The organism is Arthrobacter sp. TJ-217, assembly GCF_058269255.1.
This window is the reverse complement of record NZ_JBZCNJ010000007.1, coordinates 204685-227024: the sequence shown is the minus strand read 5'-3', so window position 1 is coordinate 227024 and position 22340 is coordinate 204685. Positions and strand designations below refer to the sequence as shown.

The 22340-nt window shown below is 65.9% G+C and carries 17 protein-coding genes and 1 tRNA gene; 15 read left to right on the top strand and 3 right to left on the bottom strand.

Going from position 1 to position 22340, the window contains the following annotated elements; translation table 11 throughout:
- The first annotated feature begins 141 nt into the window (after positions 1 to 141).
- Together AC4D2R_RS13965 and AC4D2R_RS13960 are read left to right on the top strand one after the other, a co-directional pair.
- Positions 142 to 621 (top strand): Dps family protein, encoded by a 480-nt coding sequence (locus AC4D2R_RS13965; protein WP_490903032.1) that lies wholly within the window; start codon positions 142 to 144, stop codon positions 619 to 621.
- A 258-nt stretch (positions 622 to 879) separates the two neighbouring features.
- The gene (locus tag AC4D2R_RS13960; protein WP_490940629.1) at positions 880 to 1614 is read left to right on the top strand and encodes an ANTAR domain-containing protein; all 735 of its coding nucleotides are present in this window, start codon (positions 880 to 882) and stop codon (positions 1612 to 1614) included.
- 49 nt (positions 1615 to 1663) lie between these two features.
- Here AC4D2R_RS13960 and AC4D2R_RS13955 read toward each other — a convergent pair whose 3' ends face one another.
- Positions 1664 to 2407, bottom strand: a complete 744-nt coding sequence (locus AC4D2R_RS13955) for a LysR substrate-binding domain-containing protein (protein ID WP_490940627.1) — start codon at positions 2405 to 2407, stop codon at positions 1664 to 1666.
- Positions 2408 to 2464: 57 nt separating this feature from the next.
- On the opposite strand from AC4D2R_RS13955, the gene AC4D2R_RS13950 reads away from it, so the two are divergent.
- From AC4D2R_RS13950 to AC4D2R_RS13935, 4 genes are all read left to right on the top strand, one after another.
- Complete coding sequence (locus AC4D2R_RS13950; RefSeq protein WP_490940625.1) at positions 2465 to 2866, top strand: DUF5997 family protein; 402 nt, start codon at positions 2465 to 2467, stop codon at positions 2864 to 2866.
- 107 nt (positions 2867 to 2973) lie between these two features.
- On the top strand, positions 2974 to 3762 hold the full coding sequence (gene imuA' / locus AC4D2R_RS13945) for a DnaE2-dependent mutagenesis accessory factor ImuA' (RefSeq protein ID WP_490940623.1): 789 nt from the start codon (positions 2974 to 2976) through the stop codon (positions 3760 to 3762).
- A complete protein-coding gene (locus AC4D2R_RS13940) occupies positions 3762 to 5369 on the top strand; it encodes a DNA polymerase Y family protein (RefSeq protein WP_490940621.1) in 1608 nt (535 codons plus the stop codon). The genes imuA' and AC4D2R_RS13940 overlap by 1 nt, the downstream gene beginning before the upstream one ends.
- 50 nt (positions 5370 to 5419) lie before the next feature.
- The gene (locus AC4D2R_RS13935) at positions 5420 to 8845 is read left to right on the top strand and encodes an error-prone DNA polymerase (protein ID WP_490940619.1); all 3426 of its coding nucleotides are present in this window, start codon (positions 5420 to 5422) and stop codon (positions 8843 to 8845) included.
- Between the two features lie 90 nt (positions 8846 to 8935).
- On the opposite strand, the gene AC4D2R_RS13930 is transcribed toward AC4D2R_RS13935, so the two are convergent.
- Positions 8936 to 9021: transfer RNA gene (locus AC4D2R_RS13930), tRNA-Leu, on the bottom strand.
- Between the two features lie 319 nt (positions 9022 to 9340).
- Here AC4D2R_RS13930 and AC4D2R_RS13925 point away from each other — a divergent pair.
- Genes AC4D2R_RS13925 through pknB form a run of 7 tightly spaced genes read left to right on the top strand, consistent with a single transcriptional unit; the run spans position 9341 to position 18731 of the window.
- Entirely contained in the window at positions 9341 to 10072 is a 732-nt protein-coding gene (locus AC4D2R_RS13925; protein ID WP_490903046.1) for an FHA domain-containing protein, read from the top strand.
- Positions 10069 to 10548, top strand: coding sequence for an FHA domain-containing protein FhaB/FipA (locus tag AC4D2R_RS13920; RefSeq protein ID WP_490940617.1), 480 nt, complete (start codon positions 10069 to 10071; stop codon positions 10546 to 10548). The genes AC4D2R_RS13925 and AC4D2R_RS13920 overlap by 4 nt, the downstream gene beginning before the upstream one ends.
- A 14-nt stretch (positions 10549 to 10562) precedes the next feature.
- Positions 10563 to 12212: a PP2C family protein-serine/threonine phosphatase gene (locus AC4D2R_RS13915; protein WP_490940665.1), complete on the top strand. Its 1650-nt coding sequence runs from the start codon at positions 10563 to 10565 to the stop codon at positions 12210 to 12212.
- Entirely contained in the window at positions 12209 to 13627 is a 1419-nt protein-coding gene (locus AC4D2R_RS13910; RefSeq protein ID WP_490940615.1) for an FtsW/RodA/SpoVE family cell cycle protein, read from the top strand. The genes AC4D2R_RS13915 and AC4D2R_RS13910 overlap by 4 nt, the downstream gene beginning before the upstream one ends.
- A complete protein-coding gene (locus AC4D2R_RS13905) occupies positions 13624 to 15066 on the top strand; it encodes a peptidoglycan D,D-transpeptidase FtsI family protein (RefSeq protein ID WP_490903052.1) in 1443 nt (480 codons plus the stop codon). The genes AC4D2R_RS13910 and AC4D2R_RS13905 overlap by 4 nt, the downstream gene beginning before the upstream one ends.
- Entirely contained in the window at positions 15063 to 16820 is a 1758-nt protein-coding gene (locus AC4D2R_RS13900; RefSeq protein WP_490940613.1) for a protein kinase domain-containing protein, read from the top strand. The genes AC4D2R_RS13905 and AC4D2R_RS13900 overlap by 4 nt, the downstream gene beginning before the upstream one ends.
- Before the next feature lie 24 nt (positions 16821 to 16844).
- Positions 16845 to 18731 carry a Stk1 family PASTA domain-containing Ser/Thr kinase gene (pknB, locus tag AC4D2R_RS13895; RefSeq protein WP_490940611.1) on the top strand — a complete coding sequence of 629 codons (1887 nt, stop codon included), beginning with the start codon at positions 16845 to 16847 and terminating at the stop codon, positions 18729 to 18731.
- Between the two features lie 121 nt (positions 18732 to 18852).
- On the opposite strand, the gene AC4D2R_RS13890 is transcribed toward pknB, so the two are convergent.
- On the bottom strand, positions 18853 to 19494 hold the full coding sequence (locus AC4D2R_RS13890) for an aminodeoxychorismate/anthranilate synthase component II (protein WP_490903058.1): 642 nt from the start codon (positions 19492 to 19494) through the stop codon (positions 18853 to 18855).
- A 334-nt stretch (positions 19495 to 19828) separates the two neighbouring features.
- Here AC4D2R_RS13890 and AC4D2R_RS13885 point away from each other — a divergent pair, with 334 nt between their 5' ends.
- Both AC4D2R_RS13885 and AC4D2R_RS13880 read left to right on the top strand, forming a co-directional pair.
- On the top strand, positions 19829 to 20071 hold the full coding sequence (locus AC4D2R_RS13885; RefSeq protein ID WP_490903060.1) for a cell division protein CrgA: 243 nt from the start codon (positions 19829 to 19831) through the stop codon (positions 20069 to 20071).
- Positions 20072 to 20178: 107 nt separating this feature from the next.
- Entirely contained in the window at positions 20179 to 22077 is a 1899-nt protein-coding gene (locus tag AC4D2R_RS13880; protein WP_490940609.1) for an alpha-amylase family protein, read from the top strand.
- The last annotated feature ends 263 nt before the right edge of the window (positions 22078 to 22340 follow it).

Genomic DNA, 22340 nt, shown 5'->3' with positions numbered 1-22340 from the left:
GTAAAACCATAAGTACCCTTAGGATATGTAGTTCCGGCGGATTTGGCCAACGCCGGGGACTGGGGTGAAGCTAGTCCAACCCACTGAAGAGCCAGTAGTCCACGCCCGCGCGGCGGGCATTTTTCTACACTTGGAGGACGCATGAAGGCATCACCAACCCTTACCGACAACCTGCAGTCCGTCCTGGTTGATCTGATTGAACTCCACCTTCAGGGCAAGCAGGCGCACTGGAACGTGGTCGGCAAGAATTTCAGGGACATGCACCTGCAGCTCGACGAAATCATCGAAGACGCCAGGCTGTTCACCGACCAGCTGGCCGAGCGCATGCGCGCCCTCCACGCCGTACCCGACGGACGCAGCGGCGCCGTGGCCAAGGGAACCTCGCTCGAGGAATTCCCCGCCGGGCTTGTCTCCACACAGGACACTGTCGCACGGGTGGTCCGCATGCTTGAGGCGACCGTCGGGACAATGAGGAAGGTCCACGACCAGGTGGACGAGGAGGACCCGACCACCGCCGACATCCTGCACGGGTTCATAGAGAAGCTTGAGCAGTACGCCTGGATGGTTGACGCCGAGAACATGGTGCCCACCGCCGAGGTGACGGAGCCGGCCAGGGTCTGAGTCACGCCGGTGAGGGAGGGCGCCCTGCAGCGGGCCCTCCCTCACCGCCTGTTCCGGGCCCGCAGGCCTCCCGGCCAAAGGAATCGGGGCGCTGTGGTGAAACGGAAATCTTGTATTATGAAGGTTGAATAACGGTCTAGCAGAAGGCCGATCATGAACACTTCCGGGTTTGTGCATCGGTCCCTGAGCCACTCTGGGATGCCTCTTTGGTGCCGGTGCTTCCACCCGGATGACCAAGCGAAACAGGACCAGAAAGTTATGGCCGACCAGGTTGCCGGGCAATCCCCTACGGACTACCTCCAGGAATTGATCCTCGACACCGACGACGTTGAAGAGTTCCTCAACGAATTCGCACGCTTCTCTGCGGAACGGCTGTTCGACCGCTCAGGTGACGTGCTGTGCGGCGTGACCCTCCTTCGGAGCAGGCGCGCAGGCACCGTGGCAAGCAGCAGCCCGCTGGCCAAGGAACTCGACGAAATCCAGTACCTCCATGCCGACGGTCCGTGCCTTGTGGCCTGCATCGAGCACAAGACCGTTCATGTGGCGGACGTCGCCACCGACGAGCGCTGGCCGGAGTATCTCTCCGATGTGAAGTCCCGCGGCGTGGGAGCCATCCTCGCCGTGCCGTTCGACCTTGAAGCAGGAACCCAGGCGGCACTGAACGTGTATTCAACCCGCCCCGGTGGGTTCGACGAAGGAACAATCCGTACGGCCGAAGGGTTTGTGCGCCAGACCTCAAAGGCGCTGATGCTCTCGGTGCGCCTTGCCCAGCACAGCGACTCCGTCTCAAATCTCAAGGCGGCGATGAAGTCGCGTACCGCAATCGACATCGCCATCGGCATCATCATGGCGCAGAACCGGTGCAGCCAGCAGGAAGCATTCAATATCCTCAAGTCCGTCTCGAGCAGCCGGAACCAAAAGGTGAGGGACATCGCCGCCAACGTGGTTGCCTCAATCGGCCAGGGCGAGCCCGAAACCCACTTCGAGGCCTGAGGTCCTTCCGCCGGCGCGGGGCAGTGCCCTGTGGCGGTTCCCGGCGCCGCTAGCGACGCCGCCCGCGCCGGCCCTGCGGGGAGGCCTTGCCTTTCGGAACATTGCGGGCTCCCGCCTTTTTCGACGGCGCCGCCCGTGAACCCGCCTTCGCGGGAGCGGCCTTGGATGAAGCCGCCTTTTTCGCCGCGGCCTTCTGGGCCGCGCTTTTCCCGGCCCCCGGATTTTCCTTGGCGGAGGGCTGGCGTGAGCTGCGTTCGGTCCGCCCGCGCACAATTCCAATGAATTCCTCGACGTCGGCGGAGTCGTTGCCTTCAAGCCAGCCCACCGCGATCGTCGTTCCGGAGAGCCCGGGCACCGGGCGGTACACGGCGTCCCTGCGGGCGTGAAGCCGGGCAAGGGACATTGGAAGCACCACCACCCCGGCCCCCGAGGCCGCGACGTCGACGGCGATCTTGGGGCCTCCGCACTCCTCGACGCTCAGGCGCTTTTCCGCCTCGAGCTCGGCCAGCGGAACCTCGTCATAGAGGGAGAGGGCATTTTCGCTTGAGGCGACAACGACGGGCTGCTCTTCGTAAAGGGGAATGAGGAACAGGCCCGTACGGTCGACGGGAAGGCGGACGAAGACCACATCCGCCGCGGCCGCGTGCAGGGCGGCGACGGCGGCTCCGTCATCGTACTGGTGAAGTTCGAGGGGGACATCCGGATGCCGTTCCCGCCACCGGGCCACCCACTTGCCCGGAGTGACGCCCGCGACAAACCCGACGGAAAGGGTTCGGGGCTGAAACTCGGGCACCATCTCACACTAACGCACCGAAAGCGCCGCCGTGCCGGGCCCGGTTACGCTTGGAACATGACCCCCGCAAAAACCCCGCAGACAATGAAACCAGCCACCGCAGCCAAGAAACTTGGGATTTTCCTGCCAGCGGCCCCCCAAAAGTTTCAGGAACGGGAGCTCACCCGCGCGGAGTTCAACGAACTGCAGCAGACGCCCCCGGAATGGCTTGCCGAGCTGCGCCGCAACGGCCCGCACCCCCGCCCGGTGGTCGCACAGAAGCTGGGGATTTCAATCGGCGGGCTCACCCGCGGCGGAATAACCGAAGCACTGACGACCGCCGAAATCTCGGCACTCCTTCAGGCCCCGCCGGCCTGGCTGGTTTCCGAGCGCTCCACCCAGGCCGCCGTCCGGGCCGAAGCCGCCCGCCTCAAGGAACGCGATTCGGAGCGGGAAAAGAAAAGCGGCGACCGCGGCTGAACGCCGCATACGCGACCCGATTTTCCCTTTCCCATAGCACCTTTTCCACCGGGCAGAGCGTTCCTTCGTCGATTGACTTAATAGAACATATATTCGAATATTGACGGGTGACGCCAGCAGCCGCCGGGCATGCCCTTGAATGGGATGAGCCCTCCTCCGACAGTTCCGGGACCCGGGTTCCCCGGCTGTTCCAGGCGCCGTCCACGGCCGGCCCCGAGCTGGATCTGCAGTCGCGCATCAACCTCATGCAAACCAGCCGCCTTGAGTCGCGGAGGCTCCCCACGGTGCCGGCGCTGGCCCGGATTCTTCCTGGGGGCGGCCTGCAGTCGGGGGGTTCCTATTCGGTGCGGAATTCGGCGACCCTGGCCATGGCCCTGCTGGCAGGACCGTCAGCAACGGGGGCGTGGTGCAGCGTCATCGGCCTGCCCGAATTCAGCGTCGAGGCGGCCAGGGAGTTTGGGATCAACCTTGAGCGGCTGATCCTTGTTCCCTCTCCGGGCCCGCAGTGGCTCACCGTCACCGCTGCCCTGGTCGATGTTGTGTCGGTGGTCCTGACCCGTGCGCCCCAGCATCTGGCGCCCTCCGACACCGCACGGTTGAAAGCACGGCTGCGGCAGCGGGGAACCGCAATGATCACCCTGGGAAACTGGCAGCAGAGCGACTCCACCCTGGGCGTTGTGGAGAGCGCTTGGGAGGGGGTCGGCGCGGGGCGGGGACACCTGCGGGCGCGCCGGATGAAGGTCACTGCGACCCACCCCTCCGGCCGTCCCCGGCATGCGTACCTGTGGCTGACGGACCTGCAGCACGGCGCCGGCACCGGCTTCCCCACCGCCCACGACGCCGGCGGTGGGGAAAGCGGGGATGCGCTCTTCCTGCCAAGGCTGGTGAGCTCCTGATGGGGGAAAGACCGGCCGGGACGCCGCCGCTGACGGCCGGCCGAACCAACGCAACCCGGACGCTGATGCTGTGGTGCCCCGACTGGCCGATCACCGCGGCAATCCGGGAACACCTCCTCGCCCCTGACGTGGCCCTTGCCCTGGTTGCCCGGGGAGAAGTCTTCGCCTGCTCCCCCGCTGCGCGCCAGGACGGAGTGCGCCGGGGGTTGAGGATCCGCGAAGCGCAGGCCCTCTGCCCGGACCTCGTGGCCCTTCCCTACGACCCCGCCCTTGACCAGCGCTGCTTCGAACCCGTCCTTGCCGCGGTCGAGACAATCGTTCCCGGGGTCCAGGTGATCCGCCCCGGCCTCTGCGCCCTCCGGGTGCAGGGCCCTTCCCGCTACTACGGCGGCGAAGAGGAGACGGCGTCCGTTGTGTTTGCGACCCTTGCCGCGATCGGCCTGACCGATGTCCGGATCGGGATCGCCGACGCCCCCTTCGCCGCGGAGCAGGCAGCCAAAACCGCCGAAGCCCCCGACGGTTCGGGAGAACCCCTGTGCATCATCCCGCCGGGAAGCTCCCCCTGGTTCCTCAGCACCTTCCCCCTCGACGTCCTGGAGCAGCCGAAGCTTGCGGTGCTGCTGCGCCGCCTGGGCATCCGGTCACTTGGGGAATTCGCTGCCCTTAACCCGGCCGACGTGCGCAATCGGTTCGGCGAAGAGGGAAGACGGGCACACCGGCAGGCCAGCGGCCTCGACCATTTCACGGTGGTGCCCCGGAAAGCCCAGGCCCAGCTCGATGTCACAGTCGACTTCGAGCCGCCGCTCGCCCGCATCGACCAACTGGCGTTTGCCTTCCGCGCCCCGGCCGAACGCTTCGTCGGCGGTCTTCGCGGGGCGGGGCTGGTCAGCACCGCCGTGCGGGTGGTTCTGCACAGTGAATCCGGTGAGGTGTCCGAGCACATCTGGCGGCATCCCCGCTGGTTCGACGCCGACGACATCGTCGACCGGGTCCGCTGGCAGCTGCAGGGAGGGGAAACCGCGGGCCCCGGACTGAGCTCCGGCATCACCCGGGTTTCCGTGGCCCCCGACGTTGTTGAGAGCCTCAGCGACCACGCGGACGGGCTTTGGGGAACCGGACCCGACGAAAGCATCAACAACGGTCTTGCCCGGGTCCAGGGAATGCTGGGCCACGGCGCCGTCCTGACGGCAATCATCGCCGGAGGCCGCCTCCTCGCGGACCGCCGCGTCTACATTCCCTGGGGCGATGCACCGCCGGGTTCCGCGCCGGAGGAGGACCAGCCCTGGCCCGGCCGGCTGCCCGGACCCATGCCCGCCACGGTGTTCGCTGAACCGGTTTCGGCGGGGGTCCTCGATGCGCGCGGGAACGGAATCGACGTGAACGGGCGGGGGCTGCTCAACGCCGAACCCGCTTTCTTCTATACGGGCACCGACACCGGGAAGCGGCGGCCAGTACAGGCATGGGCGGGCCCCTGGCCCATCAGTGAACGCTGGTGGGACCCGCAGGGGCGCATCCTCAACCGTTTCCAACTGGTCGATTCCTCGGGATCGGCCTGGCTGCTCCTTCTCGAAAACCACAAATGGTGGGCCGAGGCGATGTACGACTAGGCCGGCCCGAAGCAGCAGATAACAACAAACCGTTTGAAGGGGGAAAGACGATGGGATGGAGCAACCCTCCCGTTCCATGGTCCGACTTCGAACGAAACCTGTCCGATTCCACCCGCCCCGGTGCGCCTCCCGTCGGGGCCGACGGCGGAGACAGCCCGGCATGGTCACGGAAACGGCAGCCCTACACGCCTCCCCCGGCCGCCGAGCCGGACAGCTCCGGGCCTGTTGTTGCCTATGCCGAGCTTCACGCCCACTCGAACTTCAGCTTCCTCGATGGTGCGAGCAGCCCCGAGGAGCTTGTTGAGGAAGCGCAGCGGCTGCGGCTGCGGGGCATGGCGCTGACCGACCACGACGGACTGTACGGGGTGGTCCGCTTCGCCGAAGCCGCCGAAAAATATCCGGAGCTGTCAACCATCTACGGTGCCGAGCTCTCCCTTGGCCTCTCCAAACCGCAGAACGGGGAAGCCGACCCGGAAGGCAGCCACCTGGTGGTGCTTGCCCGGGGGTCTGCCGGCTACCACCGGCTTGCCGGCGCTATTACCGCGGCCCAGCTCGCTGAGGGCGCCGAAAAGGGAAAGCCCCGGTACAGCCCTGAATCCCTCGCCGACGCAGCGGCCGGCGCCTGGCTGATCCTCACCGGCTGCCGGAAAGGACCTGTCCGAAAGGCCCTTGCCGCCGGCGGCGAGGCGGCAGCGGAGGCCGAACTCGTACGCCTGAGAGACCTGTTCGGCCAGGACAACGTTGCCGTTGAGCTGTTCGATCACGGAAACCCGCTGGACACCTTCCACAATGACGCCCTTGCCGCGCTTGCCTCCCGGTTGAAGCTGCCGGTGCTCGCCACAAACAACGTGCACTATGCCGCACCCGAAAGGCACCGGCTCGCCACCGCGCTGGCGGCGGTGCGTGCCCGCAGGAGCCTCGACCAGATGAACGGATGGCTTCCGGCGGCCGGCGCCGCGCATCTGCGCAGCGGCGCTGAAATGGCGGCCCGGTTCCGGAACTATCCCGGAGCCGTTGAACGCACGGTCGACATCGCGGACGATCTGGCCTTCCGGCTGCGGAGCGTCAAGCCGGGACTGCCCACCATTGAACTGCCGGACGGCCACACCCAGATGAGCTACCTGAGGCAGCTCGTGTGGGAGGGCGCCGACCGGCTCTACACCGGCCGGGAGGAGGTGCGGGAACGGATCCAGCGCGAGCTCGATGTCATTGAGAGCAAGAACTTCCCCGGATACTTCCTGATCGTGCACGACCTCGTGCGGTTCGCCCGCAGCCGGGGGATCCTCTGCCAGGGCCGGGGCTCCGCCGCGAACTCCGCCGTCTGCTACCTGCTGGAAATCACCGCGGTCGATTCGATCAAATACCAGCTTCCCTTTGAACGCTTCCTCTCGAGCATGCGTGACGAGGAACCGGACATCGACGTGGATTTCGACTCCGACCGGCGCGAGGAGGTCATCCAGTATGTGTACCGGAAGTACGGCCGTTTCAATGCGGCGCAGGTCGCCAACGTCATCACCTACCGCCCCAAGTTCGCGGTGCGGGACATGGCCAAGGCGCTCGGTCACAGCCCTGGGCAGCAGGATGCCTGGTCAAAGCAGGTTGAGCGCTGGGGCGGGCTCGTCTCAAGCACCGACCACGACATCCCGCAGCCGGTGATCGACCTGGCGACGAGCGTGCTGAAATTTCCCCGCCATCTCGGCATCCATTCGGGGGGAATGGTCCTCACCGACCGGCCCGTCGGTGAAGCATGCCCTATTGAGAATGGAAGGATGGAGGGCCGGACCGTCCTGCAGTGGGACAAGGACGACTGCGCTTGGATGGGCCTCGTGAAGTTCGACCTGCTGGGTCTGGGCATCCTTGCCGCCATCCAGTACAACTTCGACCTCGTCGAAAAGCATTTCGGTGAAAAATGGAGCCTCTCAAGTATCCCCAAAGAGGAACAGGGTGTTTACGACATGCTGTGCCTCGCCGACTCGGTGGGGGTGTTCCAGGTGGAAAGCCGGGCCCAGATGGGCATGCTTCCCCGGCTGCAGCCGCGGCAGTTCTACGACCTCGTCATCGAGGTGGCCCTGGTGCGCCCCGGGCCCATCCAGGGCGGAGCCGTCCATCCGTACATCAAACGCAAAATGGGCGAGGAGGAGGTGCGCTACCTCCACCCCAACCTCAAGCCCGTCCTCGAACGGACGCTCGGAGTTCCCCTGTTCCAGGAACAGCTGATGCAGATGGCGATGGTGGTGGGCGGCTGCTCCGGAGCCGACGCGGACCTGCTGCGCCGGGCCATGGGGTCCAAACGCGGCGAAGAACGCATCGATTCGCTGCGGGCCAAGCTGTACGAGGGCATGGCGGCAAACGGCATCGATCCCGCCACGGCCGATGCGATCTATAACAAGATCCAGGCCTTCGCCAACTTCGGCTTCGCGGAGAGCCACTCAATCAGTTTCGCCCTGCTGGTCTACGTCAGCGCCTGGCTGCGCCTTCACTACCCGGGCGCCTTCCTTGCCTCCCTTCTGCGGGCACAGCCCATGGGCTTCTATTCGCCGCAGACGCTGGTCGCCGACGCCCGGCGCCACGGCGCGGTTGTGCTGCGTCCTGACATCCTTTTTTCGGGAGTTCACGCGGACCTCGAACCGCTCCCGGATTTTTCTCCGGGGGAGGATCCCCGGAGCCGCACGACGGGCATGGACTGCTGCGTCGAGGAAAACCAGCCCCCGGTCGAACCGTTTGACCGCAGCGCCGGATTCGATTCAACACGGCACCGGAGGGACGGAAACTACGCGGTGCGCCTTGGCCTGGCCAGCGTCCAGTCCATCGGGGTGAAGGTCGCCGAAAAAATCGTGGCCGAGCGCAGCCTGAACGGCCCCTTCGAAGACATGGCCGACCTCGTGCGCCGTACGGAGCTCAACGCTTCACAGCTTGAAACCCTTGCGGCGGCGGGAGCCTTCGATTCGATGGGACTCTCGCGGCGCGAGGCGCTGTGGAATGCCGGTCCCGCCGCAACGGAGCGGAAAGGGCACATCCGGGGAACGGCGGTTTACATCCAGCCTCCCCTGATGCCCGAGCTTTCCGACATCGACAAGGTGGGCTCCGATTTGTGGTCAACCGGCATCACCCCCGATGACCACCCGGTGCGCCATGTCAGGTCGCGGTTGAAACGCCGGGGCGCGCTGAGCGCGGCGGACCTCCTTGTGGCGGAGCCGGGCCGGAGGGTGGAGGTGGGCGGGGTTGTCACTCACCGGCAGCGCCCCGCAACGGCGAGCGGCATCACCTTCATGAACCTTGAAGATGAGACAGGACTGGTCAACGTCGTCTGCTCGGTGGGTGTGTGGCAGCGCTACCACCGGGTTGCCCGGGAAGCCAGCAGCGTCATCGTACGGGGTGTCCTTGAACGGTCCGCGGAAGGCGTGGTGAACCTCGTGGCGGACCGGCTCGAGATGCTGTCACTCAAGGCAACCACCAAGTCCCGGGACTTCCGCTGATTCCCGGGCCACGAAATCAGCGGGCCGAGCGGGCAAAGCAAAACGCCCCGGTGGAGACCGGGGCGTTGCCGATGGCCTGAACCATCATCGTGGTGCGCGAGGGGGGATTTGAACCCCCACACCCTTTCGGATACTGGCACCTGAAGCCAGCGCGTCTGCCGTTCCGCCACTCGCGCGAAGTAATTTCCAAGCCTCCCGGACAGTGCCGGTTTACTTGTGAACAGCAGAAACAAGCATAGCCGAGCACAGAAGAAAATACCTAAACGGCGCCTCCGCACCTGCCCTGGGCCGGCCGGGGAGTCGCCGGCTCCCGCCCGTCCGATGGCCGCTGCGGAACGGGGCGCGGCCCGCGTTAAGGCCTTTCACAGGCCATCCAAGTAGTATCGAAGAGAACGTGCCCGAGTCGATACTGTCTTCTTCAGTTCTGCCTCGAACACGAAATGACCAAAACGGCAAGAGCAAAGCTGGGATCGATGAAGGGTGAGGAGGCAGCACATGGGCATACTCGACAACGTTGAGCGGGGCCTCGAGAAAATCGTCCGCGGCGCCTTCAGCAAAGGCACCTCCTCCCGGGTCCAGCCCGTGGAGATCGCCAGCGCCCTGCGCAAGGAACTCGACAATAGGTCGATTGTCCTGGCGGAGGGCCGGACCCTCGCCCCCAACGGGTTCACCGCCCGGCTCTCGGACCCCGACTTTGAGCAGGCCCAGCAATGGGGGTCCGCCCTCGCCGAGGAGCTGTGCGATGTCGTGATCCGCCACGTCAACAGCCAGCAGTACACCCTTCAAGGGCCGGTGCGGGTGTCGTTCGCCCACGATCCCGCCCTCAAACCGGGAGTCCTCGAAATAGATTCAACAATGGAAAAGCAGTCAGGTCCCCGCGTTCCCGCTGCCCCGAGCGCTCCGCGTCACCAGCCGACGCGATACCAGCCCGTGTTGGAGCTGAACGGCCAGCGCTACTCCCTCAATGCCGGATCGATCATCCTTGGCCGTTCCTCGGAAGCCGACATCCTCGTCGAAGATTCAGGGGTTTCCCGCCGTCACCTGGAAATCCGGTACTCCAACGGGCGCGCCCTCGCCGTGGACCTCGGCTCGACCAACGGAAGCTACGTCAACGGCGAGCGCGTCCAGGGCCAGGCTGAACTGACCGACGGGTCGGCCATCACCATGGGCCGCACCCGCCTGACGTTCCGCCTGGTTCCCGTGCAGAAAGGCGGAAGCCAGGTATGAGCGATTTGACCCTGACGCTGCTGCGCTACGGGTTCCTGATTCTTGTGTGGATCCTTGTCCTCAGCACCGTCAGCGCCATCCGCCGCGACCTGGTGGTGGGACGCCGCAACAAGACCGGAACCCCAACGCCCCGGCAGGCCCGGCGGCATCCCGAGCTGGTCGAGGAGGCACCACCGTCGCGTCCACAGGCCCGCCGCCTCGTTGTCACCGAAGGCCCCCTGACCGGCACGACGCTGGAACTGGCAACCAGCCCGATCCTTCTGGGCCGGGCCCAGGAAGCGACGCTCGTCCTTGAGGACGACTACGCCTCCGGACGGCACGCGCGGCTGTTCCCCCAGGGAAGCCGATGGTTCGTCGAGGACCTCGGTTCGACCAATGGAACATTCCTTGCGGGCACCCAGCTGACGCGTGCACTTCCCGTGGAGCCGGGTGTGCCCATCCGGATTGGTAAGACGGTCATTGAATTGAGGCCGTGATAGTGCCCTTTGTGATGCGGTTCGCCGCTCGCTCGGATGTGGGAATGGTCCGCGCCAAGAATGACGACTCAGCGTATGCGGGCCGTTATCTTGCCGTTGTCGCCGACGGGATGGGCGGTCACGCCGGCGGGAACGTCGCCTCGGCCTCCACCGTCCTCGATCTGGTCCACCTTGACCGCGACGCCTACGCGGGCGACGCCGGCACCGAGCTGGCGGATGAAATCCAGACAGCGAACTCGCTGCTGTCCGAACTGGTCAGCACCAACCCGCAGCTCGCGGGAATGGGCACGACGGTCACCGCGCTGCTGCTCAACGGCGACCGCGTGGAACTGGCACACATCGGCGACTCGAGGGCGTACCGGCTGCGCAACGGTGTCTTCGAGCAGATCACCAAGGACCACACGTTCGTCCAACGCCTCATCGACGAAGGCCGGCTGAGGCCGGAGGAAGCCGACATCCATCCGCATAAGAACGTGCTCATGCGGGTGCTTGGCGACGTCGATGCCAGCCCGGAGCTCGACCTCCAGTCATTGGACATTGTTCCCGGAGAGCGGTGGCTGCTCTGCTCGGACGGCCTCAACGCCGTCCTGCCCGACTCCACCGTGGAGCAGGTTTTCCGGGAGACCAGGGACCTGCGCGAGTGCGTCGACACCCTTGTCGAACTGACCCTGGCCGGCGGGTCGCCCGACAACGTGACGGTCGCCGTCGTGGAAATCGTCGAAGCGACCGAAAAGGACCTGACCGCGGCACCGCCCCCGGCCCTGCCGCGGGCCCGTGAAGCCGCAGGGGAGAGGGAGACACCGAAGGAAGCCGCCGCCAAGAACGGCAGCGGGCCGGCCTCGGATGCGACGGACCTGCCCGGCACCGCCATCCGTGCCGACATCATCCGCCAGGACCTCCTGACCCGCCCGCACATCCTTGTGGGTTCTGCCGCCCTCGCCACCGAGACGGGGCAGATTCCCATCGTCACGCAGCGCTCCTCGGAGCGGCGCGCCGCGCTCATGCTCACGCACAAGGCCCAGGCCTCCGGGACGGGGCTTGAGGACGAGGGCGGCGAGGACCGGCCGGTCCGGCGGCGCTGGCTCGCCCCGGCGTTCGTCACCCTCACAGCGCTGATCCTCCTAGCCGTCGTCGGCTTCGGCTACACCTGGACACAGACCCGCTATTACGTGGGGAACTCCGATGACAAGGTGGCAATCTACAACGGCGTGTCACAGAGCGTTGGACCGATCCGGCTGAGCCAACTCCACGAGGTAACCAACATCCCCGTCTCCAACCTGCCCGAGCACCACCGTTCCCAGCTCGCAATGACCCTTCCGGCACGCGATCTGCAAGAGGCCGAGCGCATCGTTGAGGATCTCCGCAGCGAACTGCGTGCCCTTCCCTGCACGCCGGGCAGCGCCGGGGGCGAAGCCACTACCAAAGCCACCGACCGGCCCTCCGGCTCACCCGGGGCATCCCCGCGGCCCTCCGGGGCGGCGGGGCCATCCCGCACTCCTTCAGCAGAACCCACCGGTTCACGGTCGGGAAGGCCCACCGCCACCCCCTCGGACGCATCCGGTGCCAGGGCCTCAAGCAGCCCCGCCCGCACGGCGGCCCCGTCGGTGTCGCCGTCCCCTGAATCCGGCGCTGTCGCCGGTCCGGATTGTGGAGGCACGCAGTGAGCGATGTCCTGACGGTTCCCAAGTCGCGCAGGAACGCCGAGGCGCTGCTGCTCCTGCCTGCCCTGGCTGTGGCGATCGGCGCGAATTTCGTTGCCGGGCTGGAGCGGGAAGAGCAGTTCAACTCCTACTTCTGGAACCAGGCAGCAACCCTGGCGGGGATGGGCCTGCTCGTCCACATCATCCTCCGGTTCCGGGCCAAGTATGCCGATCCGGTAATACTCCCGATCGTTCTTGCCCTCAACGGCATCGGGCTCGCAATGATCCACCGCCTCGACCTTCCCCGGATGCAGAACCCCAACTTCACGCCGGTTGCACCGCAGCAGCTGTTGTGGACGGGCGTGGCCATCGTGTCGGCCGCGGTCATCCTGATCTTCCTGCGCGACCACCGGATCCTGCGGCGGTTCACGTACATCTCGCTGATCGCCAGCGCGGTGCTGCTCCTTCTGCCCCTCACCCCGCTGGGACTGGAGATCAATGGCGCGCGGATCTGGATCTCGGTTGGTTTCGGGACCTTCCAGCCCGGCGAAATAGCAAAAATCTCGCTTGCCGTGTTCTTCGCCGGCTATCTTTCGACGAACCGCGACCTGATCCTGCTGGCAGGGAAGAAACTCGGGCCCCTGCAGCTGCCGCGGTTCCAGGACCTCGCCCCCATGCTCGCGGCCTGGCTTGTCAGCATCGGGGTCTTGATCCTGCAGCGCGACCTCGGCTCGTCAATCCTGTTCTTCGGCCTGTTCATGGCCATGATCTACGTGGCGACGAGCCGTGCCAGCTGGGTGCTGATCGGCCTGTCGATGATCACGGTCGGCGGTTTCATCGCGCTTGAACTCTTCAGCCATGTGGCCCTGCGCTTCGACAGCTGGCTCAACGCGTTCGACCCCGAGGTGTATAACCGCACCCCCGGCGGCAGCGGGCAGGTGGTCCAGGGACTCTTCGGGCTGGCGAACGGCGGTCTGTTCGGCACCGGGCTGGGACAGGGGCGCCCTGACCTCGTGACATATGCCAACAGCGACATGATTATTGCGGCACTGGGCGAAGAGCTTGGGCTTGTCGGCATCTTCGCTATCATCCTGCTCTACGTACTCCTCGTCTCAAGGGGCGTGCGCGCCGCCCTTGGTACCAAGGACGGCTTCGGGAAGCTGCTCGCATGCGGTCTGTCCTTCACGATCGCCCTGCAGTGCTTCGTCGTCATCGGCGGAATCACCCGGCTGATCCCCCTGACCGGGCTGACGACCCCGTTCATGTCGGCGGGCGGTTCGTCGCTCCTGGCGAACTGGATCATCGTTGCGCTGCTGCTCCTGATCTCGGAAACGGCGCGCCGTCCGGCCCCGCGTGCGCCGCTGCGCAGTGCCTTTCCCGACACGTCCGCCGAGAACACCCGGCGGACTCCCCGACCCTCGAAGGGGGTGTCCCGATGAACCAGGCAATCCGCAGGGCGTGGATCGTCGCGATCGGCATGTTCACCCTGATCCTTGGCTCGCTCACCTACGTCCAGTTCTTTGAAGCCGAAGCGCTGAACGACAACGACTGGAACAACCGGCAGCTCTACCAGGACTTCGGCAGGCCGCGCGGGGCGATCCTCGTCGACGGCAAGGCGATTGCCGAGTCGGTGCCCTCCAACGACCAGTTCAACTTCCAGCGTGTCTACAAGGAACCGGATCTCTACGCCCACCTGACCGGTTATTACTCTCTGGTGGCCGGCTCGACCCAGCTTGAGAGTGCTGCCGCCGGCCTGCTGTCGGGGACCAGCGATGAACTGTTCTACGAACGCCTGGTGCAGCTGTTCTCGGGGGCGCAGACGTCGGGTGCCTCGGTGGAGCTCACCATCGATCCGCAGATCCAGCAGCTCGCCTCGGACCTGATTCCCGAGGGCCAGCGCGGGTCAATCGTGGTCACCGACCCGAAGACGGGAAACATCCTGGCCATGGTGTCGAAGCCGAGCTACGACCCGAACCTGCTGGCCAGCCACGATTCCGCCGTGGTTGAGGAGAATGTGGCAAAGCTTTCCGAGGTCCCGGGCCTGTCCATCTACCTCAACCCGGCCACCGAATCCCTGGTCGCCCCGGGGTCGGTCTTCAAGCTCGTCGACGCCGCCGCGGCGCTCGAGTCCGGCAAGTACGACGCGGAGTCGCAGATCCCGAACCCGCCGGTGCTCGATCTGCCCGGCACCGATGCCGGCCTGCCGAACTACGTCAACGGAACGTGTGCTTCGCGCACAACGGCGGACCTTGAATTCGCGCTCGAGCAGTCCTGCAACACCCCCTTCGCCCAGATCGCGTGGGACCTGGGCCAGGAGGCAATTGCCGAGCAGGCCGCGAAGTTCGGATTCGGCGAGGGTCTGAGCATCCCGGTCCGCGTCGAGCCAAGCCAGTTCCCGCAGGACCTTAGCGAGCCCGAACTCGCCCAGTCGGCGATCGGCCAGTTCGACGTCAAGGTCACCCCCCTGCAGGTGGCAATGGTGACCGCGGCGATCGCCAACGACGGAGTGCTGATGACGCCCAACCTCATCAAGTCGGTGCGGGCCGCCGACCTGGAGCTGATCGATTCCCCGCAGCCCGAGGTGTTCAGCGAAGCGGTGAGCTCCGATACGGCCAACCAGCTCACTGACTGGATGGTGAACGTTGTCAACAACGGCACCGGCCGCAACGCGCAGATCCCCGGCGTCGCCGTGGCGGGCAAGACGGGCACGGCCGAGGTGTCCGGGAGGGGCGACAACGCCTGGTTCACCGGTTTCGCGCCGGCGGAGGACCCCCAAGTAGCAGTAACGATCGTCATGGAGGATGTCGACATCGCCACCGGTGCGCAGCTGACCAGTCCAAGTGCAAAGAGAATCATTGAGGCGGTGTTGAACAAGTGAGACCTACATCAGGGATCACCTTAGGCGGCAGGTTCCAGCTGACCGACCGCATTGCCATCGGCGGGATGGGCGAGGTCTGGAAGGCCAGGGACCAGATCCTCGGCCGGGTGGTTGCCATCAAGATCCTCAAGGAGGAGTACTCGGGCGATCCCGCGTTCCTCAACCGTTTCCGCGCCGAGGCCCGTCACACCGCGCTGCTCAACCACGAGGGGATCGCGAACGTCTTCGACTATGGCGAGGAGGGCGGTTCGGCCTACCTCGTCATGGAACTGGTGCCCGGGCAGCCGTTGTCGGTCGTCATCGAACGCGAAGGGGTGCTCTCTCCGGACCGCACCCTCTCCATCATCGGGCAGACCGCGACCGCCCTCGCCGTCGCGCACCGGCAGGGACTCGTCCACCGCGATGTAAAGCCCGGAAACATCTTGGTGATGCCCGATGGGCGCGTCAAGATCACGGACTTCGGCATCGCGCGCCTCGCCGACCAGGTTCCGCTGACGGCAACGGGCCAGGTCATGGGCACGGCCCAGTACCTGGCGCCGGAGCAGGCAACCGGCCAGCCCGCCACCGGGTCCAGCGATATATATGCACTTGGGGTAATAGGTTATGAGCTCCTCGCCGGGCGCAGGCCGTTCTCCGGGGAGTCCCAGATCGCCATCGCGCTGGCCCAAGTCAACGACGCCCCGCCGCCGCTGCCCGACACCATCCCGCGCCCCGTGCGGGCGCTGATCTCCTCCATGCTGGCCAAGGATCCGGTGGAGCGCCCGGCCGACGCCGAGTCCCTCTCACGCGCGGTCGATGCGATCCGCGCCGGGTCGATCCGCGAGGCCGAGGCCGCCGTTCCGGGAATGCTGCTGTTCGGAGACAGCAACGAGGCCGCGACTGCGGCGGTGCCGCTTGCCGATACGGCGGCGACCCGCGCCGTGCCTGCTCCCTCGACGTCAGCCCTGCCCGTGGTTGGTGCTGCAGGCGCCGCCGCTGGCGCCGGCGGAATCGCCGCCTCCCGTGACTGGTCGGAGGAAGTCGACCACGACGAGGCCGACGGGAACGGACCCGGGGAGGAGGAACGCCGGCGCAATCCCTGGCTCATCCCCGTCATCGTGCTCTCGCTGCTGGCGCTGGCCGCCGTGGCCGGCCTCATCCTGTGGCCGCTGCTCGCGGGCGGCAACGCCGATCCCGCGCCGGCAGTGACCCGGAGCGCGTCTCCGAGCCCCCGGCCCACGGCCACCACTCCCGCTCCCGCTCCCACCCCGACCTCGGAATCACCTACCCCGGTGGAGACGACGCCCGAAGTCGAGGGAATCGTCATCAATCCCGCGGAGTACCTGGGCAGGAACGTGAACGAGGTGACCGCGGAGCTCTCGGCCCTCGGTCTCGCCGTCTCCCGGATACCGGTGACGTCGGATCAGCCGGTTGACACTGTCCTCGAACTGAACCCGGTGGGAACCCTCAATCCCGGTGATGCCATTGAAGTAATCTATTCGCAGGGTCCGGAGCAGTCGACGGTTCCCGGTGGCCTGGTCGGCCAGGATGAAGGAACGGTCCGCGCACGTCTCGTTGATGCCGGCCTTTCACCCGTGAAAGGCGGCGAAAAGGCATCATCCGAACCGGCCGGCACCGTCATCGAGATTGCTCCAGCGGAAGGCACCGACGTCGATGAAGGATCCGAGGTCAGGTACGTCGTCTCTTCGGGTCCCGAGCCGACCGAGCCCGATGAAAGCCCGGAGCCCGATGCGTCCCCTACGTCACAGGGGTGACGGAATCCAGTGGAAGGTAACCCTGTGACTGCTGAACGAATACTCAACGGGCGCTACGAGGTCCGTGAGCTCATCGGCAGGGGCGGAATGGCCGACGTGCACCTCGGCCGGGACATCCGCCTCGGCCGCGCCGTGGCGATCAAGGTGCTGCGCCGCGATCTCGCACGGGATCCTCTGTTCCAGTCCCGTTTCCGCAGGGAGGCCCAGGCTGTCGCAGGCCTGAACAACCCGAACATTGTCGCCGTGTACGACACCGGCGAAGAGGAAATCCCCGACCGCCCCGAACACGAGGTCCTGGTCCCGTTCATCGTCATGGAATATGTCGCCGGCCGCACGCTCCGGGAACTTGTGAAATCGGGCGACCTGAGCGTTGAAGACTCGCTGAAGCATCTGGCAGGGGTCCTTTCGGCCCTCGCCTACAGCCACCGCGCCGGTATTGTGCACCGCGACATCAAGCCCGCCAATGTCATGATCACCCCCGAAGGCACCGTCAAGGTCATGGATTTCGGCATCGCCCGGGCGATTGCGGATTCGGCTGCCACAATGACGCAGACCCAGGCGGTCGTGGGAACGGCCCAGTACCTCTCACCCGAGCAGGCGCGCGGAGAAACCGTCGATGCCCGCAGCGACCTCTATTCCGCCGGATGCCTGCTGTATGAACTGCTGGCCGGACGGCCGCCGTTCATCGGTGACAGCCCGGTCTCGGTTGCCTACCAGCACGTGCGTGAGGAACCGCTTCCGGCAAGCAGCTTCAACCCGGAGATCACCCCCGCCCTCGACTCGGTGCTCGCGAAGGCACTGGCCAAGGACCGCGAGGACCGGTTCCAGGACGCCGATTCCTTCCGCACCGTCCTTGAGGCCGCCGGACGCGGCGTCGCCTATTACGACGGGGACTCCTCTCCCACCCAGGCACTCGATACCCTCAAGACCCGGGCCGCGCCCGTCCTTGGCGGTGCAGTGCCCGCTGCCGATGACCAGGACGCCCCGTCCACCCGCATGCTGACCAAGATTTCCGACGAATCCGGGCACGGCGGGCACGGTCCGGGCGAAGACAACGCCCTCCTGCCTGCCGGGTTGGGGAAGGAACCGGCGAAGGAAGCCGAGCCGCGCAGGAAATCCGGCCGCGGTGCGTGGCTGGCGGTCTTCCTCGTGGCGGTGCTGCTGGTGCTCGGAGCAGGCTTCGCAGTCCTTTACAACCTCGGCCAGTCCCGGCCAGAAGCGGCCCCCGTCGTTGAGGTGCCCAAGGTTGCGGGCCTGACCGAGACGAAGGGGTTCGGCCTGCTCTACGACGCCGATCTGATGCCGCTCGCCGAGGAACAGTTCAACGCAACGGTCGAGGCAGGGCTCATCGTGAGCTCCGATCCCGCCGCCGGTGCCCTCGTTGAGCCGGATTCCCGGGTTGTCGTCATAGTATCCAAAGGACCGGCCAACGTTCCGGTTCCCGAAACCATCAAGGGAATGACCGAGTCATCGGCGAGGGACGCACTTGAAGTAGTGGGGCTCAAGGGCGGCGAAATCACCGAGGTCACCAGCGCACAGGTTCCCGAAGGCAGGGTTATCTCGTCCGACCCGCAGCCCGGCACGTCTGTCCCGGTCGACAGTCCGGTCAACCTCGTCCTCTCGAACGGGAAGGTGAAGGTGCCCTCGCTGAGCGGGCTGACCCAGGCGGCGGCGGAAGCACTGCTTAAGGATCCCGCCGTTGCCCTGCCCTACAGGATCGAACCGGTCGAAAACAGCGTGCTTGAGCCGGGCCTTGTGACCGGCCAGAGCGAAAAGGCCGGAAGCGAGGTGGAACAGGGCACCGAGATCGTGATCCAAATTGCCGTGGCGCCGAAACCCGAGGCGCCGGCCGAGCCCTCGTCCGATCCCTCGCCCGAGCCCACTGCTTCGGCCACCACCAAGGAGCCCTAGGCCCCTGAAGTCAGCGGTCCGGAGGCGGACGCTCGCGAGACTCTGCGGGGAAAGGTGACCAGCAGGAGGCCGGCTCAGTGAAGACCGGGCCAGTGGGAACCCGCCTCAGTGGGAGACCGCCTCAGTGGGAGATCAGGGGGCTGAGCGAAGCCGCCCGGGCTGCGGCTCCGCTGAGGCCCAGGGACTCGAGCCAGTTGCCGAGCATCTGGTAGCCGCCCTCGGTGAGCACCGACTCCGGGTGGAACTGCACGCCGCACAGCGGGGCGCTCTTGTGCTCAAGGCCCATGATGATTCCGCTGGCCGTGCGCGCAGTAACGCTCAGCTCCGCCGGGATGTCTTCACTCACAGCTGCCAGGGAGTGGTAACGGGTGGCGGTCACCGGTGAGGGCAGTCCGGCGAACACGCTTGTGCCGTTGTGCTCGACCAGCGAGGTCTTTCCGTGCATGAGCTCGGGCGCATGGGTTACCGTCCCGCCGTATGCCTCGGCAAGTGCCTGATGGCCGAGGCAGACACCGAGCATCGGTTTCGCGTTGGCTCCACACCATTGGATGAGGTCGATGCACACGCCCGCGTCAGCAGGGGTGCCTGGACCGGGAGAGATCAGGACGCCGTCGCGGCTTTCCGCGAGGGCTGCCGCTTCGGCCAGGGTGACGTCGTCATTCCTGACCACGGTCGTCTCGGCGCCGAGCTCCTGAAGGTAGCCCACAAGGGTGTAGACGAAGCTGTCGTAGTTATCGACAACGAGAATCCGGGTTGTAGCCATGATGGGAAAGAGCCAATCGTCGAAAGCAGGGTCCGGCGTCGTGAAAGGCGGATCCCGGACGCCGGGCCGGCTGCCACCGGTCACGGTAAGGACGATCCGCACCATTAATAATACCGCCCGCCTTCGGCAGCGGTTTCCTGCCCAGTCCGGCGGCGGACCAGTCGCTGGCGGGGGAAGGGTTTCCGCCGATCCTTCCCGGTGCTTTCTTTGACTAGAATCGAGAGCAAACCGTACCAAGCGCCGGGTCGGGAACACCGAACCGGCACCTGGGCAGCGGGCGGCCGTGCCGCACACAGGAAGGCCGGCTGACCAGCCGGCCCGTCGAGGAGGAAAAGTGCCCGAGTCAAAGCCCCGCAAGCGAGAAACCCCGGCCAGGGTCGCAGCATCAGAGCCCAAACCGAACCCGGTCTGGTATAAGCCGGTGATGTTCGGGCTGATGATCATCGGGCTGCTGTGGATCATCGTCTACTACATCTCAGAGGGAACGATGCCGGTGCGGCCCTGGGAGGGCCTGAACATCGTCGCCGGCTTCGGCATCGCGATTGTCGGCTTCCTGATGACCACCCGGTGGCGCTAGTACCCGGCGGCGTTGAAGCCCGCCCTCCCGGCGGGTTGCATTATCTCCGCAAAACGTGCATTGTGGCTGCCATCCCATGGGGGAACGCCCTGGAATAGGCTTGCCCCATGGTTGGACACGAGAGGTTCGAAGGAGATCCGGTTCGTGCCGCGGTGCTTGGCGTACGCCGCGAAGCAACCTCCAACGCCGACTGGCAATCCTTCGAATCCCGCTTCGACGCCGAATTCCCCCGCCTGGCCGCCCTGTTCCGGCGCGTCTACGGCGAGGGAGCCGATGACCAGCTGGCACTGCTCGCCGTCGAGGCGGCCGAATCCTGGCAGGACCGGCCGGCCGAGCTGAAGGTCCTCGACGAGTCGCGGGCCGGGAACCCGGACTGGTTCCAGTCCAATCGCATGCTCGGAGGGGTCTGCTATGTGGATCTCTACGCCGGCGACCTCTCGGGCCTCCGGTCCCGGATCCCGTACTTCAGGGAACTTGGCCTGACCTACCTCCACCTGATGCCGCTGTTCCTCGCCCCCGCTGAAAACTCCGACGGCGGATACGCCGTCTCCGACTACCGCGAGGTCGATCCGGCCCTCGGCAGCATCAAGGAACTTGCCGCGGTCGCGGCAGAGCTGCGCGCGAATGGCATCTCCCTGGTCCTTGACTTCATCTTCAACCACACCTCGAACGAGCACGAGTGGGCGTTGAAGGCGCGCGCCCGCGATCCGGAGTTCGAGGGTTTCTACCTGATCTTCCCGGACCGGGAAATGCCCGACGCCTACGAGCGCACCGTCCGCGAAATCTTTCCCGATGACCACCCCGGTTCCTTTATCCAGCTCGACGACGGACGCTGGGTGTGGGCAACCTTCCATTCGTTCCAGTGGGATCTGAACTACCGCAATCCGGCGGTGTTCCGTGCCATGGCCCGGGAGATGCTGTTCCTGGCCAACCTGGGCGTGGACATCCTCCGGATGGATGCCGTCGCGTTCGTCTGGAAGCAGCTCGGCACCGCCTGTGAGAACCTTCCGGAGGCACACCTGCTGCTCCAGGCCTTCAACGCTGTCTGCCGGCTCGCGGCACCCTCCCTGCTCTTCAAATCCGAAGCGATCGTCCACCCGGACGAGGTTGTCCAGTACATCAGTCCCGGCGAATGCCAGCTCAGCTACAACCCGCTGCAGATGGCGTTGATCTGGAACTCGCTGGCCACCCGCGAAGTCGCGCTCCTGGCCCAGGCGCTTGAGCGCCGCCACAGGATTCCCAGCGGCGCTGCATGGGTCAACTATGTGCGCAGCCATGACGACATTGGATGGACCTTCTCCGATGAGGACGCCGCGGAATTCGGGATCGGCGGATTCGACCACCGGCGGTTCCTCAATGCGTTCTTCGTCAACCGGTTTCCGGGCAGCTTCGCACGCGGTGTCCCGTTCCAGGAGAATCCGCGCACAGGCGACTGCCGCATCTCCGGCACAACGGCGTCACTGGCCGGACTCGAGGCGGGGGACCCGGCGGCCGTAAACCGGATCGTCCTTGCCCATTCCATTGTGCTCAGCACCGGTGGAATCCCCTTGATCTACCTTGGGGACGAGGTGGGGCAGCTCAATGACTACGACTATGCGCTTGATCCCGGCAAAGCCGACGACACCCGTTGGGTCGGGCGGCCGGCGTACCCCGCGGAGCGGTACGCCCAGAGGTCGGATCCACGCACGGCGGCTGGTGAAATCTTCAGCCGACTGCGCAGGCTCATTGAGATCCGATCGGTGACACCGGAGTTCGCCGGCGGGGAGCTGATCCCGTTCCACACCCACAATCCGCACGTCCTTGGCTACCAGCGGCCCGCCTCGGCACCCGTCGGTGGTTCGGCGGTCCTCATCCTTGCGAATTTCGCCGAGACAAGCCAGGACGTCTCCGCGAGGACCCTTTCGGGGATGCCCGCCGCTGCCCATGAGCTCATCTCCGGCCACCGCATGGGTCTGTCCTCCGGTGTCAGCATTGAGGCCCACTCCGTGCTGTGGCTCCGCGTATAGGATCCTTCGCGCATGGATGCCCGGGGCATCCCCGTGGTTCCCCCTCGGGCGGAATCGTCGATGGTGACGCATGCCGCGCGGCCAGATGGCCTGACGCTGACGCATCGCGCCGGAGTAAGAGAGGGATGTGCACACCTGTGTATGAAGTTATCCACAGGTGTGCACAAATCTGAGGAAAACCCCCGGCGGGGTGCGGGATTCGGCCCGCTCCTTGTCCACATCTGTGGAACTACATGTGTGTAAGTTGTCCCCCGTGTGGATAA

Coding starts and splice junctions, on each gene's coding strand:
- AC4D2R_RS13925 (WP_490903046.1), top strand. CDS start 9,341: ATGGGCATACTCGACAACGTTGAGCGGGGCCTCGAGAAAATCGTCCGC.
- AC4D2R_RS13935 (WP_490940619.1), top strand. CDS start 5,420: ATGGGATGGAGCAACCCTCCCGTTCCATGGTCCGACTTCGAACGAAAC.
- AC4D2R_RS13890 (WP_490903058.1), bottom strand. CDS start 19,494: ATGGCTACAACCCGGATTCTCGTTGTCGATAACTACGACAGCTTCGTC.
- AC4D2R_RS13950 (WP_490940625.1), top strand. CDS start 2,465: ATGACCCCCGCAAAAACCCCGCAGACAATGAAACCAGCCACCGCAGCC.
- AC4D2R_RS13940 (WP_490940621.1), top strand. CDS start 3,762: ATGGGGGAAAGACCGGCCGGGACGCCGCCGCTGACGGCCGGCCGAACC.
- AC4D2R_RS13960 (WP_490940629.1), top strand. CDS start 880: ATGGCCGACCAGGTTGCCGGGCAATCCCCTACGGACTACCTCCAGGAA.
- AC4D2R_RS13920 (WP_490940617.1), top strand. CDS start 10,069: ATGAGCGATTTGACCCTGACGCTGCTGCGCTACGGGTTCCTGATTCTT.
- AC4D2R_RS13905 (WP_490903052.1), top strand. CDS start 13,624: ATGAACCAGGCAATCCGCAGGGCGTGGATCGTCGCGATCGGCATGTTC.
- AC4D2R_RS13915 (WP_490940665.1), top strand. CDS start 10,563: ATGCGGTTCGCCGCTCGCTCGGATGTGGGAATGGTCCGCGCCAAGAAT.
- AC4D2R_RS13965 (WP_490903032.1), top strand. CDS start 142: ATGAAGGCATCACCAACCCTTACCGACAACCTGCAGTCCGTCCTGGTT.
- AC4D2R_RS13880 (WP_490940609.1), top strand. CDS start 20,179: ATGGTTGGACACGAGAGGTTCGAAGGAGATCCGGTTCGTGCCGCGGTG.